The 19487-nt window shown below is 60.8% G+C and carries 25 protein-coding genes; 21 read left to right on the forward strand and 4 right to left on the reverse strand.

The annotated features are described in order from the left end of the window. The first annotated feature begins 41 nt into the window (after positions 1-41). From RMO57_RS18690 to RMO57_RS18790, 21 genes are all read left to right on the forward strand, one after another. Positions 42-1025 carry an ABC transporter substrate-binding protein gene (locus RMO57_RS18690; RefSeq protein ID WP_310389220.1) on the forward strand — a complete coding sequence of 328 codons (984 nt, stop codon included), beginning with the start codon at positions 42-44 and terminating at the stop codon, positions 1023-1025. 326 nt (positions 1026-1351) lie between these two features. Next, the gene (locus RMO57_RS18695; RefSeq protein WP_310389222.1) at positions 1352-1714 is read left to right on the forward strand and encodes a hypothetical protein; all 363 of its coding nucleotides are present in this window, start codon (positions 1352-1354) and stop codon (positions 1712-1714) included. A gap of 125 nt (positions 1715-1839) precedes the next feature. Further along, on the forward strand, positions 1840-2946 hold the full coding sequence (locus RMO57_RS18700) for an Acg family FMN-binding oxidoreductase (protein WP_310389223.1): 1107 nt from the start codon (positions 1840-1842) through the stop codon (positions 2944-2946). 32 nt (positions 2947-2978) lie between these two features. Continuing rightward, entirely contained in the window at positions 2979-3401 is a 423-nt protein-coding gene (locus RMO57_RS18705) for a hypothetical protein (RefSeq protein WP_310389225.1), read from the forward strand. 315 nt (positions 3402-3716) lie between these two features. Continuing rightward, on the forward strand, positions 3717-4310 hold the full coding sequence (locus tag RMO57_RS18710; RefSeq protein ID WP_310389227.1) for a c-type cytochrome: 594 nt from the start codon (positions 3717-3719) through the stop codon (positions 4308-4310). Between the two features lie 157 nt (positions 4311-4467). Beyond that, on the forward strand, positions 4468-4749 hold the full coding sequence (locus RMO57_RS18715) for a hypothetical protein (RefSeq protein WP_310389229.1): 282 nt from the start codon (positions 4468-4470) through the stop codon (positions 4747-4749). Continuing rightward, complete coding sequence (locus RMO57_RS18720) at positions 4750-5010, forward strand: helix-turn-helix transcriptional regulator (protein ID WP_310389230.1); 261 nt, start codon at positions 4750-4752, stop codon at positions 5008-5010. It begins immediately after the preceding gene. Between the two features lie 117 nt (positions 5011-5127). Then, entirely contained in the window at positions 5128-5502 is a 375-nt protein-coding gene (locus tag RMO57_RS18725; protein WP_310389232.1) for a VOC family protein, read from the forward strand. An 87-nt stretch (positions 5503-5589) separates the two neighbouring features. Next, positions 5590-6357: a carbon-nitrogen hydrolase family protein gene (locus RMO57_RS18730; protein WP_310389234.1), complete on the forward strand. Its 768-nt coding sequence runs from the start codon at positions 5590-5592 to the stop codon at positions 6355-6357. Between the two features lie 180 nt (positions 6358-6537). Then, positions 6538-6939 carry a hypothetical protein gene (locus tag RMO57_RS18735; protein WP_310389236.1) on the forward strand — a complete coding sequence of 134 codons (402 nt, stop codon included), beginning with the start codon at positions 6538-6540 and terminating at the stop codon, positions 6937-6939. Continuing rightward, complete coding sequence (locus RMO57_RS18740; protein WP_310389237.1) at positions 6936-7340, forward strand: nuclear transport factor 2 family protein; 405 nt, start codon at positions 6936-6938, stop codon at positions 7338-7340. The genes RMO57_RS18735 and RMO57_RS18740 overlap by 4 nt, the downstream gene beginning before the upstream one ends. 228 nt (positions 7341-7568) lie before the next feature. Then, a complete protein-coding gene (locus RMO57_RS18745; protein ID WP_310389239.1) occupies positions 7569-8183 on the forward strand; it encodes a DUF1080 domain-containing protein in 615 nt (204 codons plus the stop codon). Between the two features lie 115 nt (positions 8184-8298). Beyond that, positions 8299-9258: a carbon-nitrogen hydrolase family protein gene (locus RMO57_RS18750; RefSeq protein WP_310389241.1), complete on the forward strand. Its 960-nt coding sequence runs from the start codon at positions 8299-8301 to the stop codon at positions 9256-9258. A gap of 219 nt (positions 9259-9477) precedes the next feature. Next, positions 9478-10197: a peptidase E gene (locus RMO57_RS18755; protein ID WP_310389243.1), complete on the forward strand. Its 720-nt coding sequence runs from the start codon at positions 9478-9480 to the stop codon at positions 10195-10197. A gap of 261 nt (positions 10198-10458) precedes the next feature. Further along, positions 10459-11292 carry a formate/nitrite transporter family protein gene (locus tag RMO57_RS18760; protein WP_310389245.1) on the forward strand — a complete coding sequence of 278 codons (834 nt, stop codon included), beginning with the start codon at positions 10459-10461 and terminating at the stop codon, positions 11290-11292. A 91-nt stretch (positions 11293-11383) separates the two neighbouring features. Next, positions 11384-12373 carry a hypothetical protein gene (locus RMO57_RS18765; RefSeq protein WP_310389247.1) on the forward strand — a complete coding sequence of 330 codons (990 nt, stop codon included), beginning with the start codon at positions 11384-11386 and terminating at the stop codon, positions 12371-12373. A 178-nt stretch (positions 12374-12551) separates the two neighbouring features. Then, positions 12552-12998, forward strand: coding sequence for an SRPBCC family protein (locus RMO57_RS18770; RefSeq protein WP_310389249.1), 447 nt, complete (start codon positions 12552-12554; stop codon positions 12996-12998). A gap of 90 nt (positions 12999-13088) precedes the next feature. Then, the gene (locus RMO57_RS18775; RefSeq protein WP_310389250.1) at positions 13089-13556 is read left to right on the forward strand and encodes a DUF4188 domain-containing protein; all 468 of its coding nucleotides are present in this window, start codon (positions 13089-13091) and stop codon (positions 13554-13556) included. 76 nt (positions 13557-13632) lie between these two features. Continuing rightward, entirely contained in the window at positions 13633-14214 is a 582-nt protein-coding gene (locus tag RMO57_RS18780) for a cysteine hydrolase family protein (protein WP_310389252.1), read from the forward strand. A 553-nt stretch (positions 14215-14767) separates the two neighbouring features. Then, a complete protein-coding gene (locus RMO57_RS18785) occupies positions 14768-15301 on the forward strand; it encodes a hypothetical protein (protein WP_310389254.1) in 534 nt (177 codons plus the stop codon). Further along, a complete protein-coding gene (locus RMO57_RS18790) occupies positions 15298-15972 on the forward strand; it encodes a hypothetical protein (protein WP_310389256.1) in 675 nt (224 codons plus the stop codon). The genes RMO57_RS18785 and RMO57_RS18790 overlap by 4 nt, the downstream gene beginning before the upstream one ends. A gap of 102 nt (positions 15973-16074) precedes the next feature. Here the strand turns inward: RMO57_RS18790 and RMO57_RS18795 are convergent, their stop codons facing one another. The 4 genes from RMO57_RS18795 to RMO57_RS18810 all read right to left on the reverse strand — a co-directional run. After that, entirely contained in the window at positions 16075-17196 is a 1122-nt protein-coding gene (locus RMO57_RS18795) for an AI-2E family transporter (RefSeq protein ID WP_310389258.1), read from the reverse strand. Continuing rightward, complete coding sequence (locus RMO57_RS18800) at positions 17193-17687, reverse strand: cyclic nucleotide-binding domain-containing protein (RefSeq protein ID WP_310389260.1); 495 nt, start codon at positions 17685-17687, stop codon at positions 17193-17195. The genes RMO57_RS18795 and RMO57_RS18800 overlap by 4 nt, the downstream gene beginning before the upstream one ends. Before the next feature lie 226 nt (positions 17688-17913). After that, positions 17914-18288, reverse strand: coding sequence for a response regulator (locus tag RMO57_RS18805; RefSeq protein WP_310389262.1), 375 nt, complete (start codon positions 18286-18288; stop codon positions 17914-17916). Next, positions 18285-19487: GAF domain-containing sensor histidine kinase (locus tag RMO57_RS18810; RefSeq protein WP_310389263.1), on the reverse strand; the 1203-nt coding region annotated here is incomplete at its 5' end. The genes RMO57_RS18805 and RMO57_RS18810, both read right to left, overlap by 4 nt.

Raw genomic sequence — 19487 nt, forward strand, 5'->3', positions numbered from 1 at the left:
TACTATTGTCGGACGTCGTTTGGGGATGAGGTGAATCTGTGATGGACCGGCGAAAATTCATCGGCACGCTCGCTGGGGGCCTTGTCGCCCTGCCAATCGCCGCCGATGCGCAGCAGCCACGGAAAACGCCACGAGTGGGATGGTTGTCTTCAAGCGCGGCAGCGATGAATGAGTCTTTCCTCGATGCGTACCGGCAAGCCATGCGTGAACGCGGCTACATTGAGGGCCAGACCGTCATTACGGAATACCGATCCCCAGATGGCAGGGTCGATCGCCTCGCAGATCTCGCAACCGAGTTGGTGAACGTTCCGGTGGATGTGATCGTCACGTCGGGCACTCCGGCGAGTCTCGCCGCCAAGCACGCGACTCAGACGATTCCCATTGTGTTTGCTGCCAGCGCTGATCCCGTAGGTGCGGGGGTCATCGTCAGTCTTGCGCGACCAGGCGGAAACGTTACTGGCCTGTCGCTCATGTCGTCGGACCTCAGCGGGAAGCGAATGGAATTACTGCGTGAGGCTCTCCCGCGGGTCTCTCGGACCACCATTCTGTGGGACATATCGAATCCTGGAATGGCCCTCCGGGTGAAGGAGACGCAGGTTGCCGCTGATCGGTCGCGGGTAACACTTCTGCGCATCGGGGTGCGAAACCTTGACGAGCTCGAGTCGGCACTCGGCGGTCTCTCAATCGATCGGCCGGACGTAGTTTTGGTCACCGCAGAACCATTCACCCTCCGTCACCGGGAGCGAATTGTCGACTTCCTTGTACAACAACGTATCCCCGCCATGTTCGAAGATCGGGCGTTCGTCGACGCGGGAGGCTTGATGTCCTACGGGCCCAGCATTCGCGATAACTTTCGGCAAGCCGCCACGTATGTAGATAAGATCTTGAAGGGCGCTAAGCCCGAAGACCTGCCCGTCTCACAACCTACGAAGTTCGAGCTGGTCATCAATCTCAAGACTGCCAAGGCGATTGGGCTCACGCTTCCGCAGCCGCTGCTGTTGCGCGCGGACGAGCTGATTCAGTGACGGATCATTGCGGATTGTTCGCAGCTGTCGAGCTGCCTACCGCGTTTGCTGGTTAGCCTTATCCATGCCGCCTAACCCATTCGGTCAACAAAGACGCGCGAGGGCGGGGCTTCGCTCCCGCCGCGCGCGCCGGTTAAATAAGCCGTTAGACCGCACAGCAACGCACGCCATCCCCCACATACCAATCCCGCCTTCGCGGCGTATGCTTGTGTCAAACGGAGATCATCACTGTGCAAACTCGCTCGCCTATTCTGGCAGTCATCTTAGCAGCCTCTCTTGTGGCTGGATGCGCAGTTCATGGCCAGTTGGTGAGCCCCACTTCGCCCTTGATTGGTGCTTGGCTGGTTACCTCCGAACGAGGCCGCGGCGTCGGCAAGAACATGCTGACCTTCTCGTCTGATCGCACGTTCTTTCGAAGCGGCGATACGCATCCGACTCTCAGTGGCGGACATGGAGCATGGAAGCAATTGGCGCCCCGAGATTTTGAAGCCACCTACATCGCCTTCCGCTTCGACGAGGACCGCAAGTGGGTTGGCAGTACAAAGACCACGCTTCGCATCAAGCTAGGGGAGTCTGCCGACGAGTTTATCGGGACTGCGAAGTCGATTACGCGCGACCTCGATGACAAGACTCTTAGAAGTGGCGAATCCAACCTCCAGGGCAGGCGCATTAAAGTCGAGTCTCAGTAGTACAGAGAGTGCGGCCCAACCCAGCGGTCAACTCGAACGCGCCGTTCAGGTCTTCGTTCATTTCAGCACCAACCGGCGCGCCGGTTACCTGGTTTCGTTAGGCTTACTGAGAAGGAAACTGAGCCATGTCTTCTCGGAGAGAATTCATCTTTGCCTCGCTGGCTTCCGTCGGGGCAATGGCGGGTTTACCGTCGTGCTCAACGGAATCCGGTGTAGACAGTTACCAAGATGTTGCGGATCGCACGTGGCGTCACGGCAAGGGTGCCGCTGGCGACAAGGCCGCACTTCTGCATGAACTCGTGCGCTACGCGACTTTGGCGCCGTCGAGCCATAACACTCAATGCTGGAAATTTCGCCTAGAGGATGGCGCCATCTCGATTTTGCCGGACCTTTCGCGCCGGTGTCCCGCTGTCGACCCGGATGATCACCACCTTTTCGTCTCCCTCGGGTGCGCAGCCGAGAACCTGATCCAGGCGGCTTTGGCCAACGGCCTGAAGGGACACGCCGGCTTTGACGCCACAGGGGGTACTGCGCTGCGTGTGGCTTTGGAGCCGACAAACCCCGTCGCATCAAAACTGTTTCAGGCGATAACGGAGCGTCAGAGCACTCGCGGCGAGTATGACGGGCAGCCTCTCGCCCGGCAAGAACTCGAACTGCTTGAGAAGGCTGGTACCGGCAATGGCGTTCGGTTGATCCTCCTGACCGAACGGCAGGCGATGGAGAGGGTCCTTGAGTATGTCGTTCAAGGCAATACGGCCCAGATGAACGATCCCGCCTTCGTCGAGGAATTGAAGAAATGGATTCGCTTCAGCGATGACGAGGCCGTTCGAACGGGCGATGGGCTCTACGCGGCATCTTCCGGCAATCTGCCTTCGCCGACATGGCTGGGTAGCCTGCTCTTCGGCTTGTTCTTTACCCAGAAGAGCGAGAACGACAAATACGCGAAACACGTGCGGAGTTCGGCCGGCATCGCGATATTCGTCTCGGACACCCCGGGCGCGGCCCAGTGGGTGGAAGTGGGACGTTGCTATGAACGCTTCGCGTTGCAGTCGGCTGCGTTGGGCATTCGCAATGCGATGCTCAATCAACCCGTGGAGGTGTCTGCGCTGCGGCCGCAGTTTGCCGCTTTCTTGGATGTCGGTAAGCGCAGGCCCGATCTTGTCGTTCGCTTCGGGCGCGGTCCGAAACTGCCTTCTTCACTGCGTCGTCCGGTAGAGGCGGTGCTGGTTTGAATTCGCGCAGCCCTGCGGCCGATGATCGATTGATGAGCAATCTCCCCACCCGAACCATCAAGGCCGGCATTATGTACTTCGCGCTGGTATTCGGCACAGGCTTTGTGCTGGGATCGATACGCGTGCCCTTTCTGGTGCCGCGCCTCGGCGAACGGGTAGCTGAACTCATCGAAATGCCATTGATGTTTGTCGTGGTATTGGTGTCGGCGCGATTCATCACCAAGCATTTCAACCTGCCCGCCAATGTCTTGGCCCGCCTGGGGGCCGGGTTTCTTGCGCTGGGTCTGCTGGTCGCCGCCGAAGTCTTGCTTGCTGTCGTTCTTCAGGATCGGACGCTTGGCGAGTTTGTCGCCAGCCGGGATCCGGTCTCCGGCATCGTCTATCTGGCAATGCTCGCGCTGTTTGCGGTGATGCCGCTCGTTCTCGCGCGAGTTGGATCGGCTTCCCATGTGTAAGCCTGGATTCAACGAGCAAGTGCAACGCCAGTTAGTTTCGATGATACAGAGTGGCGGGTTTTTTGAAGCCGTGTCGCTTCCGCGGTCGGTGGTTGAGGTCGGCGGCGATCTGATTGAAGCGGGCTTGAGCGACAGCGGCCATGCAAGTTCCTTTGGGCAGATACTGGCGCAGCGGGCCGTTGAAGTTCTCGTTGCTCTGATCTGGCCAGCGCGCCGGTCCGGTGAGCTTAGCCGCCAGACAGCTCGAACCAATGTATCTTGATGATCTGATTTCGCCGAACTGCGAGCCCTGTGCTCCACCCGGAAGAATGCGACGTGATCATTGATCGTGCTCGGTACGCGGTTGCAGCCTCTGCGCTGGGGGGATGCCTGCTGGTCGCGCACGGCACGGCGGCCGGCGACGTGGCAGCCGGCGCACGGCTCGCCGCGGCGCGCTGCGTATCCTGCCACTCGTCTACGGACGCGAGCCACTCCACGCACCCGCTGCTCGAAGGGCAGCCGAAAGCCGCCTTCATTGCGCAGTGGCGTGCCTTCCGCGACCGCAAGCGGACCGCTCCGGTGATGGTGAGCCTCGCGGCGGAGTTGAGCGAGCAGAATGTCGACGACCTCGCCGAACACTATGCGGCTCTGCTACCCCCCCTCTCCCCGGAGTCCTCCGGCAGCGATGCCGGCCGCGCATTGGCCGATCGCTTGCGATGTGCTGACTGCCACGGTCCGGCGTTGCAGGGGACGGACGCCGGCGCGGCAAGGCTCGCCGGGCAAAAGGCCCGTTACACCGCCTGGTCGTTACAGCTCATGCGGGGAGGCACCCGGTCGCACGGAACCGCCGCGAAGCCAGACCCGCTCCTTGCCGACCTCAGCAACGCTGAGATCGAGTCGCTGGCCGCGCACATGGCGTCGCTGCGCTGACCTGTCTGTGCCCGCAGTGCGTTACCGATTGGTTGGGCCGTACAGCAGTGTCGTCTAACCCCAACATCGAACGTTAGGCATCACGTCGGCACACATCCACCGCGTGCATGCGTTGTGAGCGCTTGACATGCCATATATGGTATATCTATAATATGGTATGTGGCCAATCTTCGAGCACCGTCGCGTTGACAGGCAATGTGTGGTGGTGCCGCAAGAGGCTTTAAAACGCTACGAGAAATGGAAGGACATCGCGGCGATCTCGGGTCCGCTCGGGTTGCGCCAGATCTCCGGGTTTCACGACGAAACACTCTCCGGCACCTGGAAGGGCCATCGATCCTCCCACCTCGGTGCTCAGTATCGCGTGATCTACCGTGCCCTCCCCGACGAATTGACCTTTCAAGTCATGTCCATCACTGCACATGATTACCGGAGACCCTAGATGAAAGAATTTCGCTCCGCCAAGAAGCGTGCTCCGGTTTCGGTTGGTGAATCTGTGCGCATCCTGCGAGAGCTTCAAGGCTTTAGCCAAAATCAGCTCGCCAAGCTAAGCGGTGTTCCGCAAGCGACTCTCTCCGCCATCGAAAATGACCGCATTCGCCTTGGCGTTGAGCGCGCGAAAGTACTTGCGCGTGCACTTCGTTGTCATCCGGCCGTACTTGTATTCCCGGGCTGGGAAGTGCCCATTGAAACTGCGGCATGACCCGGCGGTCAACTCGGACATGCCGGTTAAGGTCTTCATTCTTGTCGACGTCTCCGGTGCACGCCGCTTGCCTTAGTTCGTAAGGGTCCGAACGGTCCACACACTTCACGAGAACCCATGTTTGACCACGTCAAATTCGGAGTCAGCGACTATGCAGCGAGCAAAGCGTTCTTCCTCAAGGCGCTTCAACCGCTTGGCGTAGCTGTTGTCTCTGAGGGGGCGCCGACGTACGGTGTCGAGCTTAGCCCAAAGGGTAAGGCTTCATTGTGCCTGTACCAAACCGAGGAGAAGCCGGCGCATCTTCACTTGGCGTTCACGGCCGAAAATCGCCAGCAAGTCAACGCTTTCTATGGCGCGGCCCTGGAGGCAGGCGGCAAGGACAATGGTGCGCCTGGTCTGCGCCCGCACTACCACGCGAACTACTATGCAGCTTTCGTCATTGGTCCGGACGGGCACAACATCGAGGTTGTTTGCCACGAATCCGAGGCCTAACCCTTCCATCGAGGGGACTTCCGCAAGCGGGCTTCGCCCACTTGCGGCCGCGCCTCGTTTCAAACGTCAGGCTTCGCAACCCACCACATGACGCACTGCATTGCAATTGCTCAGATCACGATGCACTGGACCACGCGAGAGAACGTTGCGTCCATCCGCTGGGCGATGCAACTAGCGCAGGCCCAGGGGGCGCAGATTTGTGGCTTTTCAGAACTCGCGGTCACCGGTTTTCACCGACAGATAGCACACGAGGCGACGCCTGCGTTGGTGTCGTCAGCCATGAATGAGCTTCAGACGTACGGAGCAGAGTTGTCGCTCGGTATTGCCGTTGGTGCGCCGACATTCGCTGACGACGGAGCCAGGTTCATCTCGCATCTACTGATCGACGAGCGCGGCGTGACAACCGCAACTATTCCTAAACAGGGCCTCACCGATCCCGAGGCGACGTTTTTTGCACGAGGGTCATCGCGTCCCATCGGCACGCTCCAGGGTCTACGCTGCTCCGCAGTGATTTGCCGGGAGGTCGAAGACCTTGGGTCAGTGTCTGCCGAACTACCACCTGGCGCGGTGGACCTTATCTTCGTTCCAGGTGCATTACGTCAGGATCCGGAGAAACCACGGACGAACCCGCCCGAGTACGTGCGCAACATCCAACGCCTGGCACAGGCCACAAGGGCTTACGTGGTCCAGACCAACTGGCCGAATGCCCTCAATCGTCCAGAAGAAAGCATCGAAGGTGGCGGAAGTACAGTCGCCTCTCCGGACGGTGAAGTCCTCTTTCGTCTCCCCGAGCAGGCGTCAGGCATAGGTATCTTCACACTCGGCTCGCATCACTTCGACTGGTATCCGCAGTGAAGCCTAACCCCTTGGGCAACTCGGACGTGCCGGTTAAGGCCTTCGTTCCTGTCGACGTCACCGGCGGCGCGCCGGTTACCTGGTTTCTCTAGGCAACACAAACCGATCTCGCGACGCGTTCGCATCAGAGAACAGTGACGACGCGTACGATGGTGATTACCCCACGACAAGGACAGAACCATGCCAACGTCACCGAAACGCGCTGCGCCAATCGCTGCCGAGCGAGCGCCGCGGAAGGCCGCCGAAACTGGATCCAAGCCCTTCCTGCGCTTCCACCACTCGCAAGAACTGCGCATGAAGACCATTGAAGTGCTCGAGGGCGTCGAGAATGCTGAGAAGGCAACAGCTCACTCCGGGCGCCTCACTGAACTGATTCTTGAGTTGACGGATTGCGGTATGGATCAGTACTTTCTGCAATCGCTGAAGGCCACGAAGGCGAACTTTGTAGTGCAGCAGTCCGCCGCACTTGGAATGTCTGGCGTACAGAAGGTGATGGGCACGGTCACTCGAAACATAATCGGCCGCATGAATGATCGGCAGTTGCTTTCGGTCTGCGGCTCCATTCGCAAGTTCATGGCATGAAGTCTGCACAACATCTGGTCACCACGGAAATGTTGCAGGCGTTTGCCGAAGCGTGGAATCGCCACGATATCGACGCTCTCATGTCGTTCATGACTGAGGATTGTGTTTTCGAAGCCTCTGCAGGTTCGGAAGTCTGCGGAACGCGGTACGTAGGCCGCGAGGCCGTGCGAGCCGGCTTCGCGGAGGTCTGGACAACCTTCCCTGATGCCCAATGGGGCAACGCGCGTCATTTTGTCTGTGAGGACCGGGGGGTGTCGGAGTGGACGTTTACAGGAACGCGGGTAGACGGCACGCGCGTCGAAGTCGATGGGTGTGACCTGTTCACCTTTCGAGACGGCAGGATTTTCCTGAAAAATTCTTACCGCAAGAACCGTCCGGCCCTTGGCACCCCGAAACGTTGAGTCCGCCCGGGCGACGGCACCGATGCCGCCCAGCCCGGCGTTCCGGGACAAAGGGGCGTAGCCTATCTCGCAGATGCAGGCGTAGGCGCAGGTGCAGATGCCACCGAACCTGGTGGCACCAAGCGGCAACGTTTGCGCTGGCTCTGGAGCGCAGCGACCAGCGTAGGCGGAGGAGAGAAGCGGGATTTTTTGTCGCTTCCATGTTGTTTCAACTGAGGGGAGACCGTAATGAAGCGTCTGTCTGTAATCGCCATGGGGCTGCTGGTTATCGGAGTCGCGGGTTTTGGCTGTGCACAAATGTCCGGTCAGGACACCAGGTGGATCACGCTGGTTGACGGCAGCGCGGGCCTGGACAACTGGAACCGCGTCGGCGATGCCAACTGGAGAGCGGAAGACGGCGTGATCGTGGCCGACAAGGGCAAGAGCGGCTTCCTTGTCTCGAAGAACTCGTACCAGGATTTTCAGATCAGGGCCGAGTTCTGGGCCGATCACACCACGAACAGTGGAATTTTCATTCGCCTTTCCGATCCGGCCAAGATCAATGCCGCGAATTCCTACGAGGTGAACATCTACGACCAGCGTCCCGAACCGGCCTATGGCACCGGGGCAATCGTCGATTTCGCCGCGGTTTCGCCTATGCCCAAGGCTGGTGGCAAGTGGAACACCTTTGAGATCACCGCCAAGGGCTCGCAGCTGACGGTCATGCTGAACGGCATCCAGACCGTCAATATTCAGAACAGCAAGTTCGCGCAGGGACCGTTCGCCCTTCAGTATGCCAGCGGCCCCAAAGACGCCCTCGGTGGCCCCATCAAGTGGCGGAAGGTGCAGATCAGGCAGTTGTAATCCGCCCCGCAGCACCCTTGTGGTCGGTAGCCTTCGCTGTTCGACAGATCGCCTGGTCTCGGGGACCCTCAAGCCAGTTTGATCCGTTTGCCATTCACGATAACCGAGGTGGAAAATGCCGCGCATTGCAATCGTTCAACGTCCACCAACTTTCCTGAACAAGGCCGAGACGACCGCCACCGCAGTGACCAGCGTGCGGGAGGCTGCCGGGGCCGGCGCGCAGTTGGTTGTCTTCCCCGAGACGTTCATACCAGGGTATCCAGCATGGATCTGGCGCCTTCGTCCCGGCGGGGACATGACGCTTTCTGAACGACTGCACTCCCTGCTACTCGCCAACTCCGTCTGCGTGGACGGCGACGACCTCACGCCTCTTCGTGAAGCCGCAAAGCAGAACAAGGTCACCGTCGTATGTGGCATCAACGAACGCGATACCGACTTCAGCAGGAGCACGATCTACAACAGCGTCGTCGTGATCGGGCCGGACGGCACGATACTCAACCGTCACCGCAAGCTCATGCCAACGAACCCCGAGCGCATGGTCTGGGGCTTCGGGGACGCCTCAGGCCTGCGGGTGATCGAAACGCCGTGCGGTCGGATCGGAACGCTCATTTGTTGGGAGAACTACATGCCCCTTGCACGGTGCGCCATTTATGCCCAGGGCGTCGACATCTACATAGCGCCGACCTACGACACCGGCGAGCGCTGGATTGCCACGATGCAACACATCGCGCGCGAAGGTGGCTGCTGGGTAATCGGGAGCGGCAGCGCCTTTCAGGCGCGCCACATCCCGGATGCCGTTCCCGGCAAGGCCGAGCTGTATCCAAACGCGGACGATTGGATAAACGCCGGCGATTCGGTAGTTGTCGCCCCCGGCGGCAAGATCGTGGCAGGGCCGTTGCATAACGAACTCGGGATCCTGTATGCGGACATCGACGTGGAACTCGTCGGGGTTGCCCGGCGCAGCCTGGACACCGTCGGGCACTATTCGAGGCCAGATATCTTTCAGTTGCACGTGAACACCGAGCCGCTCAAGCCCGTAGTGTTCAACGCTTTACCCGGATCGGACCGTTCTTGAGTGGTCAGCGCATCGCTCCAGGGGGCGCGGCGCAAGCAGCGCGTCCCTGAGCTCAGTCGTTAGCAGGCTGTTGAAAAGCGATTCGCCGCGATGAAAGTGAGCATTTTTCCGTGTCGTCTGACCCCTCCCGACGAAACAGAGTCCCTTGCAGGTCGTTCTGCGAGGTCGACATTTCGTGGAGTTGACATGCAATTTCTATTTTTAACAACCTGTTAAGCAATGGCCCCACGAATTCTTGCCATCGGTGGCGGCGGATTCCTGATGGAGGATGAGCCGTCCCCTATCGATCGATTCATCGCCCAGTTGACCGGTCGCGAGCGACCAAAAATATGCTTCATCCCCACCCCGAGTGGTGATTCAGTCGAGCACATCGAGAGGTTCTATGCAGCTTTCGAACCCTTGGGCTGTGAGCCTGCCCACTTGGCCTTCTTTCGCAAGCCATTTCTTGCATCGATCCCTTTGGCTGACTTTGCGGAACCACTACTCGCTCAGGACGCGATATTCGTAGGTGGCGGGAATACCAAGTCGGCGTTGGCCGTATGGCGCGAGTGGGGCTTGGACCTCGTACTTGCCGAGGCATGGCGCCGTGGCATCCTGCTCTCGGGCATGAGCGCGGGCGCGATGTGCTGGTTCGAACACGGCCTTACGGATTCCTACTGGGGCGCAGATCTGAAGCCGCTGCAATGCCTGGGTCTGTTGCCGGGAGGATGCTGCGTTCACTACAGTAGCGAACCGAAACGTCGGCGCCGACTGCACGAGGATGTCGCCGCAGGAGTATCCGGGCCGCGTGTTGCGATCGATGATGGCGCGGCGATGCTGTATGTGGGCACCAATTTGCAGGAGGTCGTTAGTTGGCGGCCGGAAGCCACTGCCTATCTGATTGCCGCGGAAAATGGGAAGGTGAGCGAGCACGCCCATGCTGCACGCTCCATTGCCTAGCCATGTACTCGACCGGACGGGCCGGTATCGCCTGTTTGCCTGGTACGTTAGATGCCTTTCGTGCTTCGGGGCGTTCGCAGTTCGTGACCGGTCAAGTCATCTACTTCACAGGCGGTTGGCCGTGAGAGAGAATCTGCTGGAGAACGGCAGGAGACCCCCCATGCGACTGCGATCTGACATTTCGATCGAGAAGACGCGACCGAACCGTCCGGGTCACGCCACTCATGTCAACTGTCAAACTTTGTAACTGCAGAGTGCGCCATGTCTGAAATCTTCGGTTTCGGAGCCTTCTCGCCCAGGGAAATCGCCGCGCAGGTCGAAACGATCGGCGTGACCAAGGCGCGTCTGCCGCTGCTTTCCATGCTGATGCTGAGTGTATTGGCCGGAGCCTTTATCGGCTTGGGTGCGCTCTACTTCGTAATCGTCAAATCCGATCCGTCCCTGGGCTTTGCCGCCCGGCAGGTATTGGGCGGGGTGGCCTTTTCCCTGGGATTGATCCTGGTGGTCATCGCCGGCGCCGAGTTGTTCACCGGGAACAATCTGCTGGCAATGGCCTGGGCCGACGGGAAGATTTCCACACTCGAGCTGCTGCGGAACTGGGCGGTTGTTTGCGGCGGCAATTTCATCGGCGCAGTCGGGTTGGCCGTGTTGGTGTTTCTTTCCCGTCATCCCGATATGAACAACGGTGCGATTGCCCAGGAATATCTCAGGATTGCCGAAGTCAAGGCCGCCATGCCGTTCTGGACCGCCTTGTTCAAGGGCATCCTCTGCAATGCCCTGGTCTGCATGGCGATCTGGATGGCGCTGGCCGGACGAAGTGTTGTCGACAAGGTTGTGGCAATCGTCTTCCCCATCTCCGCGTTCGTTGCCGCCGGCTTCGAGCATAGCGTCGCCAACATGTATTTCTTTCCGCTCGCCATGCTGCTGCAGACGTTGGACAACATTGGGGCGGGCGGCAATACCATTACGTGGGTTGGCTTCTTCGGCAACCTCGTGCCCGTGATTCTGGGTAATATCATCGGCGGCAGTGTGCTGGTGGCCCTGGTGTATCACGTCATCTATCGACGGGCGCCAGACAAGGATCCAAATGCCTGACAGTCGCCTCGACGCGGGCCGCTGGTAAAGCGCGCTCGAACTTCATGGCGAGCATGACCTCTGACGAGGACGCGTGATGTTGAGCAGGTGGTTGCTGGTCGCCGTTTCGTTCCTCCTGATTGTGGCCGTGGTCGGTGGATGTGGCGGCCGCGCCGTTCGTGCGCCGGGTGCCGCGATGCAGGCAAGGAGTTCGGACAACGCCCTTGAGCAAACATGTATCCAGCAAGGCTGGCAAAGAGTCGACATTCAGGTGTCGGGCCTCGAGCGCCGGCTGATGTGGAAGGGACCGCGGGAGGGCTGGCAGAACGGGGCCATCCTGGTCCTGCATGGGGGCGGCGGCCAGGCCGATCACTTCTGTGCCGGCGGGAACCTGGTGCAGCCGCAGATCCGGTTTGCGGAGATGGCGCTGGCGCGAGGCTTCGCAGTCTTTGCCCTGGACGCGACCACGGACAAGGTCACCGACGCCGAAGGTCGCGCATGCGGCAAGCGCTTCGATTTTTCCGTGCTCAGCCGGCCCAACCTGGATCTTCCCTACATCGAGAAGATCATCACCGAGACCGTGCCCGCAAAGCGACCCAGGGGCAGCAATCCAGCCGTCTTCGTCACCGGTCTGTCCACTGGCGGGTACATGACGACGCGCATCGGCGGCGAGTTGGGCGACAGGATCACGGCGTTCGCCCCGGTGTCGGCCGGCGACCCCTACGGTACCGACACCATCTGCGACACGACGCTGTCGGAGCGCACATCCGCCAAGGGCATCCTGGTCGACCGCGAGACACGCAAGCAGATCGTGATTGATGGCGCCTGCGCGTCCAGTGCGGTGACGCACGAGGCGAAGTGGCCGGTCGCGAAGGGCCGCAGGCCGCCGTTCAAGCAGTTCCACAACGAGGCCGACGGCATCGTGGACATTTCGTGCATGCGCAAGGCGACGGCAATGCTCATCAGCAACGGCTTCGCGGCAAACCAGCCGTACATCGTTCCCAAGCGAGGCAACAAGGATCCATTCAAGCATCTCTGGCTGGAAGACTACAACACGCCCCTTCTCGATTTCTTCGCCAGCCAGGCGGCGAAGGGCGGTTGAGGATCGATGCTTTCATTGCTTCGAGGTAGCGCAGCACGGGCGCCCGTACACGCCGGCGATCAACTCGGTCGCGCCACGAGTACGCCGAGCTTGCAACGATCGTGGCCGCGATAGAATCTGAGGCCCTGAAGGGAGTGATTTTCGATTTGATCAACCGACCAGCAAAGGAAGACTGGACATGTCCTCGCGCAGCGTTCGACTTCACCGTGTACTTCGCGCCAAGCCCGAGAAGGTGTATCGCGCCTTCCTTGAACCCGATGCGATGAGCAAGTGGATTCCACCCTATGGTTTCACCTGCAAAGTGCATCATATGGACGTCAGGGTCGGGGGAACATTCCAGATGTCGTTCCACAATTTTTCCACGGGCAACGGGCACTCCTTCGGCGGAGAGTATCTGGAACTCGTTCCAGGCGAATTGATTCGATACACGGACAAGTTCGACGACCCGGGCCTGCCAGGCGTGCTGCAGGTTTCGGTGACGTTGAGGCCCGTACTTTGCGGAACCGAGATCAGCATCGTGCAGGACGGGATTCCGGACGCCATTCCGCTGGAGATGTGCTATCTCGGCTGGCAGGAATCGCTTGCCCAGCTGGCCACACTGGTTGAACCGGACATCCCGGGTTGAGGTCTGCGATGCCGGATCGCTCGGCCACCCGGGACTCTAACTGCCGGCCACCGGGTCCGGCTTGAGTCGAGTAGCAGGAGGTCTTCACACATGATCCGAAGCGAGCGGCTGACATCCCGACTGCAGGGCGAGTTCGTCGTCTTTCTCATCGGCATGCGCATCAACAAGCCGCTGCAGGTGCACAAGTGGCTGCCGGTCACCCGCGCCATGCCGCGAATGCTCAAGGAACTGCAAAGCAAGCCGGAGCTGGGTTTCCTCCATGCCGAGATGTGGTTCTCGCGCACGATCATTTTCGTTCAGTACTGGCGCTCGATGGCGCAGTTGCTGGCGTATGCGAGGAACCGGGACGCAGAGCACCTCCCCGCGTGGCGTGCCTTCAACCAATCGGTTGGCACGGACGGCTCGGTGGGAATCTGGCACGAAACCTACGCGGCCTCGCCGGGGACTTACGAGAACGTGTACGTCAACATGCCGCCGTTCGGACTTGGCCGGGCCGGAATCCTGCATCCGGTTTCGGGCGCCGGAAATTCCGCCGTCGGCAGATTGCGTGCGGACTAGAGTCCGGATTCGACGTTCGAATTGCTGGTGAAGTGGCAGAGGGCATTGGAATTCGATTCAACCGGAGGAAAGCGCAATGGCAACGGTGCGTGAAGGTAGCAAGACCGTCCTGATGGTGGTCGACGTGCAGGTCGGCGTGATGCGCGAGTCCTGGGACGCGTCGCGAATCATCGGCAATGTTTCGCGCGTTGTGGATCGGGCTCGCGCGCAAGGCGTGTCCGTGATCTGGGTGCAGCACTCGGACGACCAGCTGGCGTTCGGGAGCCCGGAGTGGCAATGGGTACCGGAGCTGGTACCCGCGCAGGGCGAGCCACTGATCCACAAGCACTTCAATTCGTCCTTCGAAGCGACGGCACTCGACGAGGAACTGGCCAAACTCGGAACTACGCGCATCGCGCTGGCGGGAGCCGCGACCAACTGGTGCATTCGCGCCACGGCGTACGGTGCCCTGGACCGTGGCTACGACCTGACCCTGATCAAGGACGCGCACACCACGGGCACCATGGAACTCGACGACGGCGTGAAGATCGAGGCCGCGAATATCATCCAGGAACTCAACATCGCGATGACCTGGTTGAGCTACCCCGGCCGCGTGACCGGCACCGCCACGGCCGAGGACGTGGAATTCTCCAATGCCGCCGGGGACGCCAGCCGGTGACGGATCGCCACGACGCGGTCATGGTCCTGGCGCTAGACCGTATAGGCTGATGCGGCGGCGAAATTCAATGGAGGTCACCCATGGCACATGACAAGACGCATCGGTTCCACGACTTCGCTGTTCGTCACACGGCTGCCTGGTGCAGCCAGGATGCAGCAAGCGTCGTGTCCGGGCAATGACATGAAGTGGTTTCGCACTACCGGGCAAACGCTCCTGATGCTTGCCTTGCTGACGTCCCTGGCGGGATGTTCCACCAGGACATTCTACGAAACGACCAAAGTCATGGCGGAGAACGACTGTCGCCGCCTGCCCCCGGGAGAAACCAGTTCGTGCCTGGCGCGCGTCAACCGGATGTCGTATGAGGAATACGAGCGCAAGCGGTCAGGCCAGAATCCATAGCCAGGCTCAACGTATGCACATCCGCCTCATCGCCCCCTCCGAATTCGAGTCGGCCAGCGTATGGCTTGTGGCTCACCACCAGGGTCCGCGGGTCTCCGATCGGGATGGCGCCCAATTCCGTGCGGACGCAGCAACCGTGCGAACATCGGTTGCCATGACTTCAATTCACCGCTGTGATCTCCCACCGGACGCTTTGTTGACGACGTATCGGCGGGAGGGCGCCTATACGGACTGCTATGCCACGGCGATTGCGTGGCGCGTTTCCCATGCCGAGTACGTGGAAGCGTTCTATACCACTGCCCTGTTCAAGGCTGAAAGGGTGGTCCTGGCATGGCTGGTCGCCAAGCCTTCCACCGACGACGAGGCGCGCCGGCTTGCCGATGGCACGCTTGATTCATTTGCGGCATGGCGCGTCGAGGCCCGGGGTACGGATCAGCTGCTGATGTCCGACTTCCAGGGGCGCACGCGGTCATGGCTGATGGTGACCCCCGCCGTGGGCATGGGGGCCGAAGGCACGCGGTTGTACTTCGGCTCCGCCGTTGCCGCCGTGGTGAACGCACGCACCGGACAGCGCACACTTGGTCTCGCGTTCCGCGTTCTGCTGGGCTTGCACAAGCTGTACTCCCGGGCGCTCCTCTTCGCAGTAAAGTGCCGTCTGACGCGACAACACCACCGGCGCAACGCATGAAGAACGCAATCATCATCACCCTCACTTGCCTTGCCACCGTCTCGGCATCGGCACGTGAGACGTCGCATGTTCCCGATCTTGCCCGCATCGCGGACGCCATAGCCTGGAAAGTATCGAACGCCACTGCCGAGCTCGTGAACGTGGACGGCAAGAGCGCGATCCGCCTGGTGGCCAAGGGCGATTCGGCCAACGGACTCGTCGGCTTGGCACTACCCACCGGTATCGAATTCGACACTGGTGTGATCGAGATCGAACTCAAGGGCAAGAACCTCAGGCAGCGCAGTTTCCTCGGAGTGGCGTTCAACGTGGTCGACGACCGGACGTTTGAGGGCGTCTACTTTCGACCGTTCAACTTCAGGGCCGAGCCACCCGTTGACGGCCGGTCGGTCCAGTACATTGCGTGGCCCGAACATACGTGGGAACACCTGCGCAAGGAAAGGCCCGGCCAGTTCGAAAAGCCCGTCCGCCCCGTGCCGGATCCGGACGGCTGGTTTCACGCGCGAATCAAGGTGACAAGCACAAACGTGCAGGTATTCGTGGACGATGCCAAGGCGCCCAGTCTTGTCGTCGAGCGGCTTTCGCGCGGCAACGCCAAGCGTCCGCTGGGGCTCTTTGTAGACTCGGCCGACGGTGTTTACGCCAACCTCCGGATTACTCCGGACAAGAAATGACGGCGCGCCTGGGGAACCCCGGTCTACCGGACACGTCCGACAACATGAAGTAACCAGTGTCGATTGCGCGCGAGGCGCTGCACGCGGAGTGCCCGGGACGCTTCAAACCTTGAAGTCGGCGTTGACCCGCGTTTGCTGCAGCGACTTGGTGAAGGCGTGCCGTGCCCGCAGATGCGGATCCTGGATGATGCCGCCGATGGTTCCCACCACCGCGCTCACCACTCCGGCCATCGGCAACGCCAGCACCAGCCCGGGCACCCCGGCGACCGCGCCCCCGATGAAGACCATCAGCACCGTGGGCATCGGATGCATGCGGATGCTGCGGCCGACGGTCAGCGGAATGAAGAAGAAATTGTCGAGCAGCCGCGCAAGGACGAACACGCCAATGGCCGCGTAGACGATCCCGGGATCGCCAGGAGACTCGGTGGCCGCGACCAACACGACTACGAGGCAGCCGATCGCCGAACCCACGACTGGAACCCATTGCAGCACGGCCGCCACCAGGCCCAGCACCAGTGCATTCGGCACGCCGACAATCGACAGGCCCAGTCCCAGGCACACCGTGTCGACCACCGTAAGTTTCAGCAGACCCTGGAAGTAGTTGCGCGCTGTCTCGTCGACCTTGTTGAACATGTAGATCGTGCGTTCGAAAAATGCATTGGGGACCTCGCCGGCGAGCAGCTTGGCGAATTGCCCGCCATCACGAAGCAGGAAGAACGCAAAGAATGGTGCAAGCAGGAGGAACGGCAGCCACATTGCCGCCGCAAGCAGGGCTTCACCGATCTTCTTTTGCAGTGTGTTCTCGCCGAACTCGGTGGCCATCTTGCCCACCTCTGCATGAAAGTTCATCCGGCGGAGGAAGGCAAACTGCTGCTCCAGCGCGATCAGTGTGCGATCGATGAGCTCACGGCCACCGGCGAGGTAGCGATTAAACGTCGCCTCCCCTGCGATCGACTGCGAGGCGAGCCAAGGCACCAATGGAATCATGATGCCGACTACCAGCAACGCGACACCGGCAGCCACCAGGCCTGCCGCCGCTTCGCGACTGATCCCCGCCAGCATCAGGCGGTGCACCACCGGATACATCAGGTAGTACAGGATGATCGCCAGCAACGATGGCACCACCAGCCACAGCGCCTTCGCGGACGCCACCAGCAGCAGTGTGGTGATGCCGATGGTGACGAGCCAGACCAGCGGCCCGGACGCAAGATAGGGAAGTCTCACAGCTTCGGTGGTTCGATCACCACAGGCCGTGTGGCAAGTTTGTGCCCGAGGTCGCGTGCAAGCTGTACCGCGATTCTCGAGGCGATGGCCCCGTGCGTCTCGATCAGGCGTTCGAAGTCGGCGCGGGAAAGCGCCGCCAGTACACAATCCTCCGCCGCGCGAGCCTGCGCGACGCGAGGTGCGCCGCCCAGCAAGGCCAATTCACCGAACACAGAACCTGGAAGCACTTCTGCAATCAATTCCACGGTCGGTTCCGTGCGTCTGTAGATCAGGATACGTCCGCTCAACACCGCGTAGAGCGCCTGGCCCTCGTCGCCCTGATCGAAGATGACTTCGCCTTTCAGGTAGTGGCGCTCATGAAGCAAGCCATCGATGACCCGCAGCTCCTTCGGCCTCAGCGTTGCGAACAGAACGATATTCCGGATCTGCGCAAGCCGAGGGCTTTCCGGTCGCCTGGTGAATCCGAATAGCCGCTGAAAGAAACCGAGCATTGACGCTAGCCTCGCGCGCGTGACAAAGAGTTCCGACCGGATGAACGTTGTTGACATCCGATGCGGTCGGCGTCGCCGGTAGTCAGCAAATCCCACGACATCCGTGCCGCGGAGAAAGCCCCGCCAGCAACAATGGTGCACGCCAAGCAGTTTGCCATAAAATCAATGCTAGGGTCGAGTCGGAGGCGCCCCGCGCGCAGCAGTACGTTCGGCCAAGCGCCTCAGGTCAAGCCACCGGCCGCGCAAGCATTTCGTTGACCGCAGCAAGAAACTCGACGAGGTTGATCGGCTTGCCGAGATAGCCGTCGAAGCCGGCCTCGATGATCAGCTTGCGATCCTGCTGCATCACCGACGCCGTCACGGCGATCACTGGAATCTTCGCCGTGGCTGGATCGGCGCGTAGCGCCCGCAGCGCGTCGATGCCATTGATTCCCGGTAGCTGGATATCCATCAGGATCAGGTTCGGCTGGTGCGCGAGCGCAAACGCAATCCCCTCCTCCCCGGTAACCGCCTCCAGCGTGGTGTGGCCCTTGACCTGCAACACGTCGCGGACCAGTTTCATGTTGCGCGGATTGTCTTCGACGATGAGTATCAGGCTCATGAGTGGCTCGGTATGGTGAAGAAGAAGGTCGACCCCTTGCCCGGCGTGCTTTCCAGCCAGATGCGCCCACCGTGCAACTCGACAAACCGGCTGGTGAGCGCGAGGCCAAGCCCGGTGCCCTCCTGCTTGCTTGTATAGTCGGCGCCCACCTGGCGGAATTCCTCGAACACAGCCTGCTGGTCCTCGGGTGCGATGCCGATGCCGGTGTCCTTCACGGCGACCTGGATTCCGCCTTCGTCACGCATTGCCGTCACGTCGATTCGCCCGCCGTCCGGGGTGAACTTGACCGCATTGGACAGCAGGTTGAGCAGGATCTGCTTGAACTTGCGCTGGTCGGCGTTGATGATCCCGAGATCGGCAGGCGCCTCGAGGCCGAGTGCGATGCCGTGCTTCATCGCGCGCTCGCGGATCAGCGTCATGGCGTCGGCGAGCGCTGCCGGCACATCGAATTCGCCCAAATCGAGGTCCATGCGGCCGGCCTCCACCTTTGACAGGTCCAGCACGTCGTTGATCAGGTTCAGCAGATGCTTGCCGGACGAGTGGATGTCGTTAAGGTAGTCGTCCTGCTTCACGTTCAGCTCGCCGAAGAGGCGTGCCAGCAGCACTTCGGAAAAGCCGATGATGGCGTTGAGCGGCGTGCGCAATTCGTGCGACATGCTGGCGAGGAACGCCGACTTGTGCTGGTTGGCAATCTCGAGCTGGCGGCTCTTGTCCTCGATTTCGTGGAAAAGGCGGGCGTTCTGGATCGCGATCACCGCCTGGTTGGCAAAGGTGCGCAACAGCGCAATGTCCTTGTCCGAGTACCCACCGGGATTCGCCCTGCCGACAGATATGGCGCCGATGCCTTTCCCTTCCCAAATCATTGGCGCCACGAGCAACGCCCGCAGTCCCTGTGCGTTCCATCCGGTGCGGGCGATCGGCGGCACGCTCGCATCCAGATCGATATCCGGATAGTGCAGCACGGCGTTGCGCTCGATGGCGAGCCCGGTGGCCGAGTTCGCATCGAGCGGAAATGGAAAGATTTTCGACGAACTCTCGAGCCCCGACCCATGGTACGCAGCCTGCCGTACCATCGCGTCGTCACCGACGATCGTGATCTGCCCGACCTTGCCGGCGAACAGCGCCTCGCAGCTGGAGAGAATTCGTTCAAAGACCGGTGCCGTATCGGCGATCGAACTCGAGATCGCGGCCAGCACCTC

The sequence above is a fragment of the Roseateles sp. genome (genome assembly GCF_031397715.1).
Taxonomy (GTDB): Bacteria; Pseudomonadota; Gammaproteobacteria; order Burkholderiales; family Burkholderiaceae_C; genus Paucibacter_A.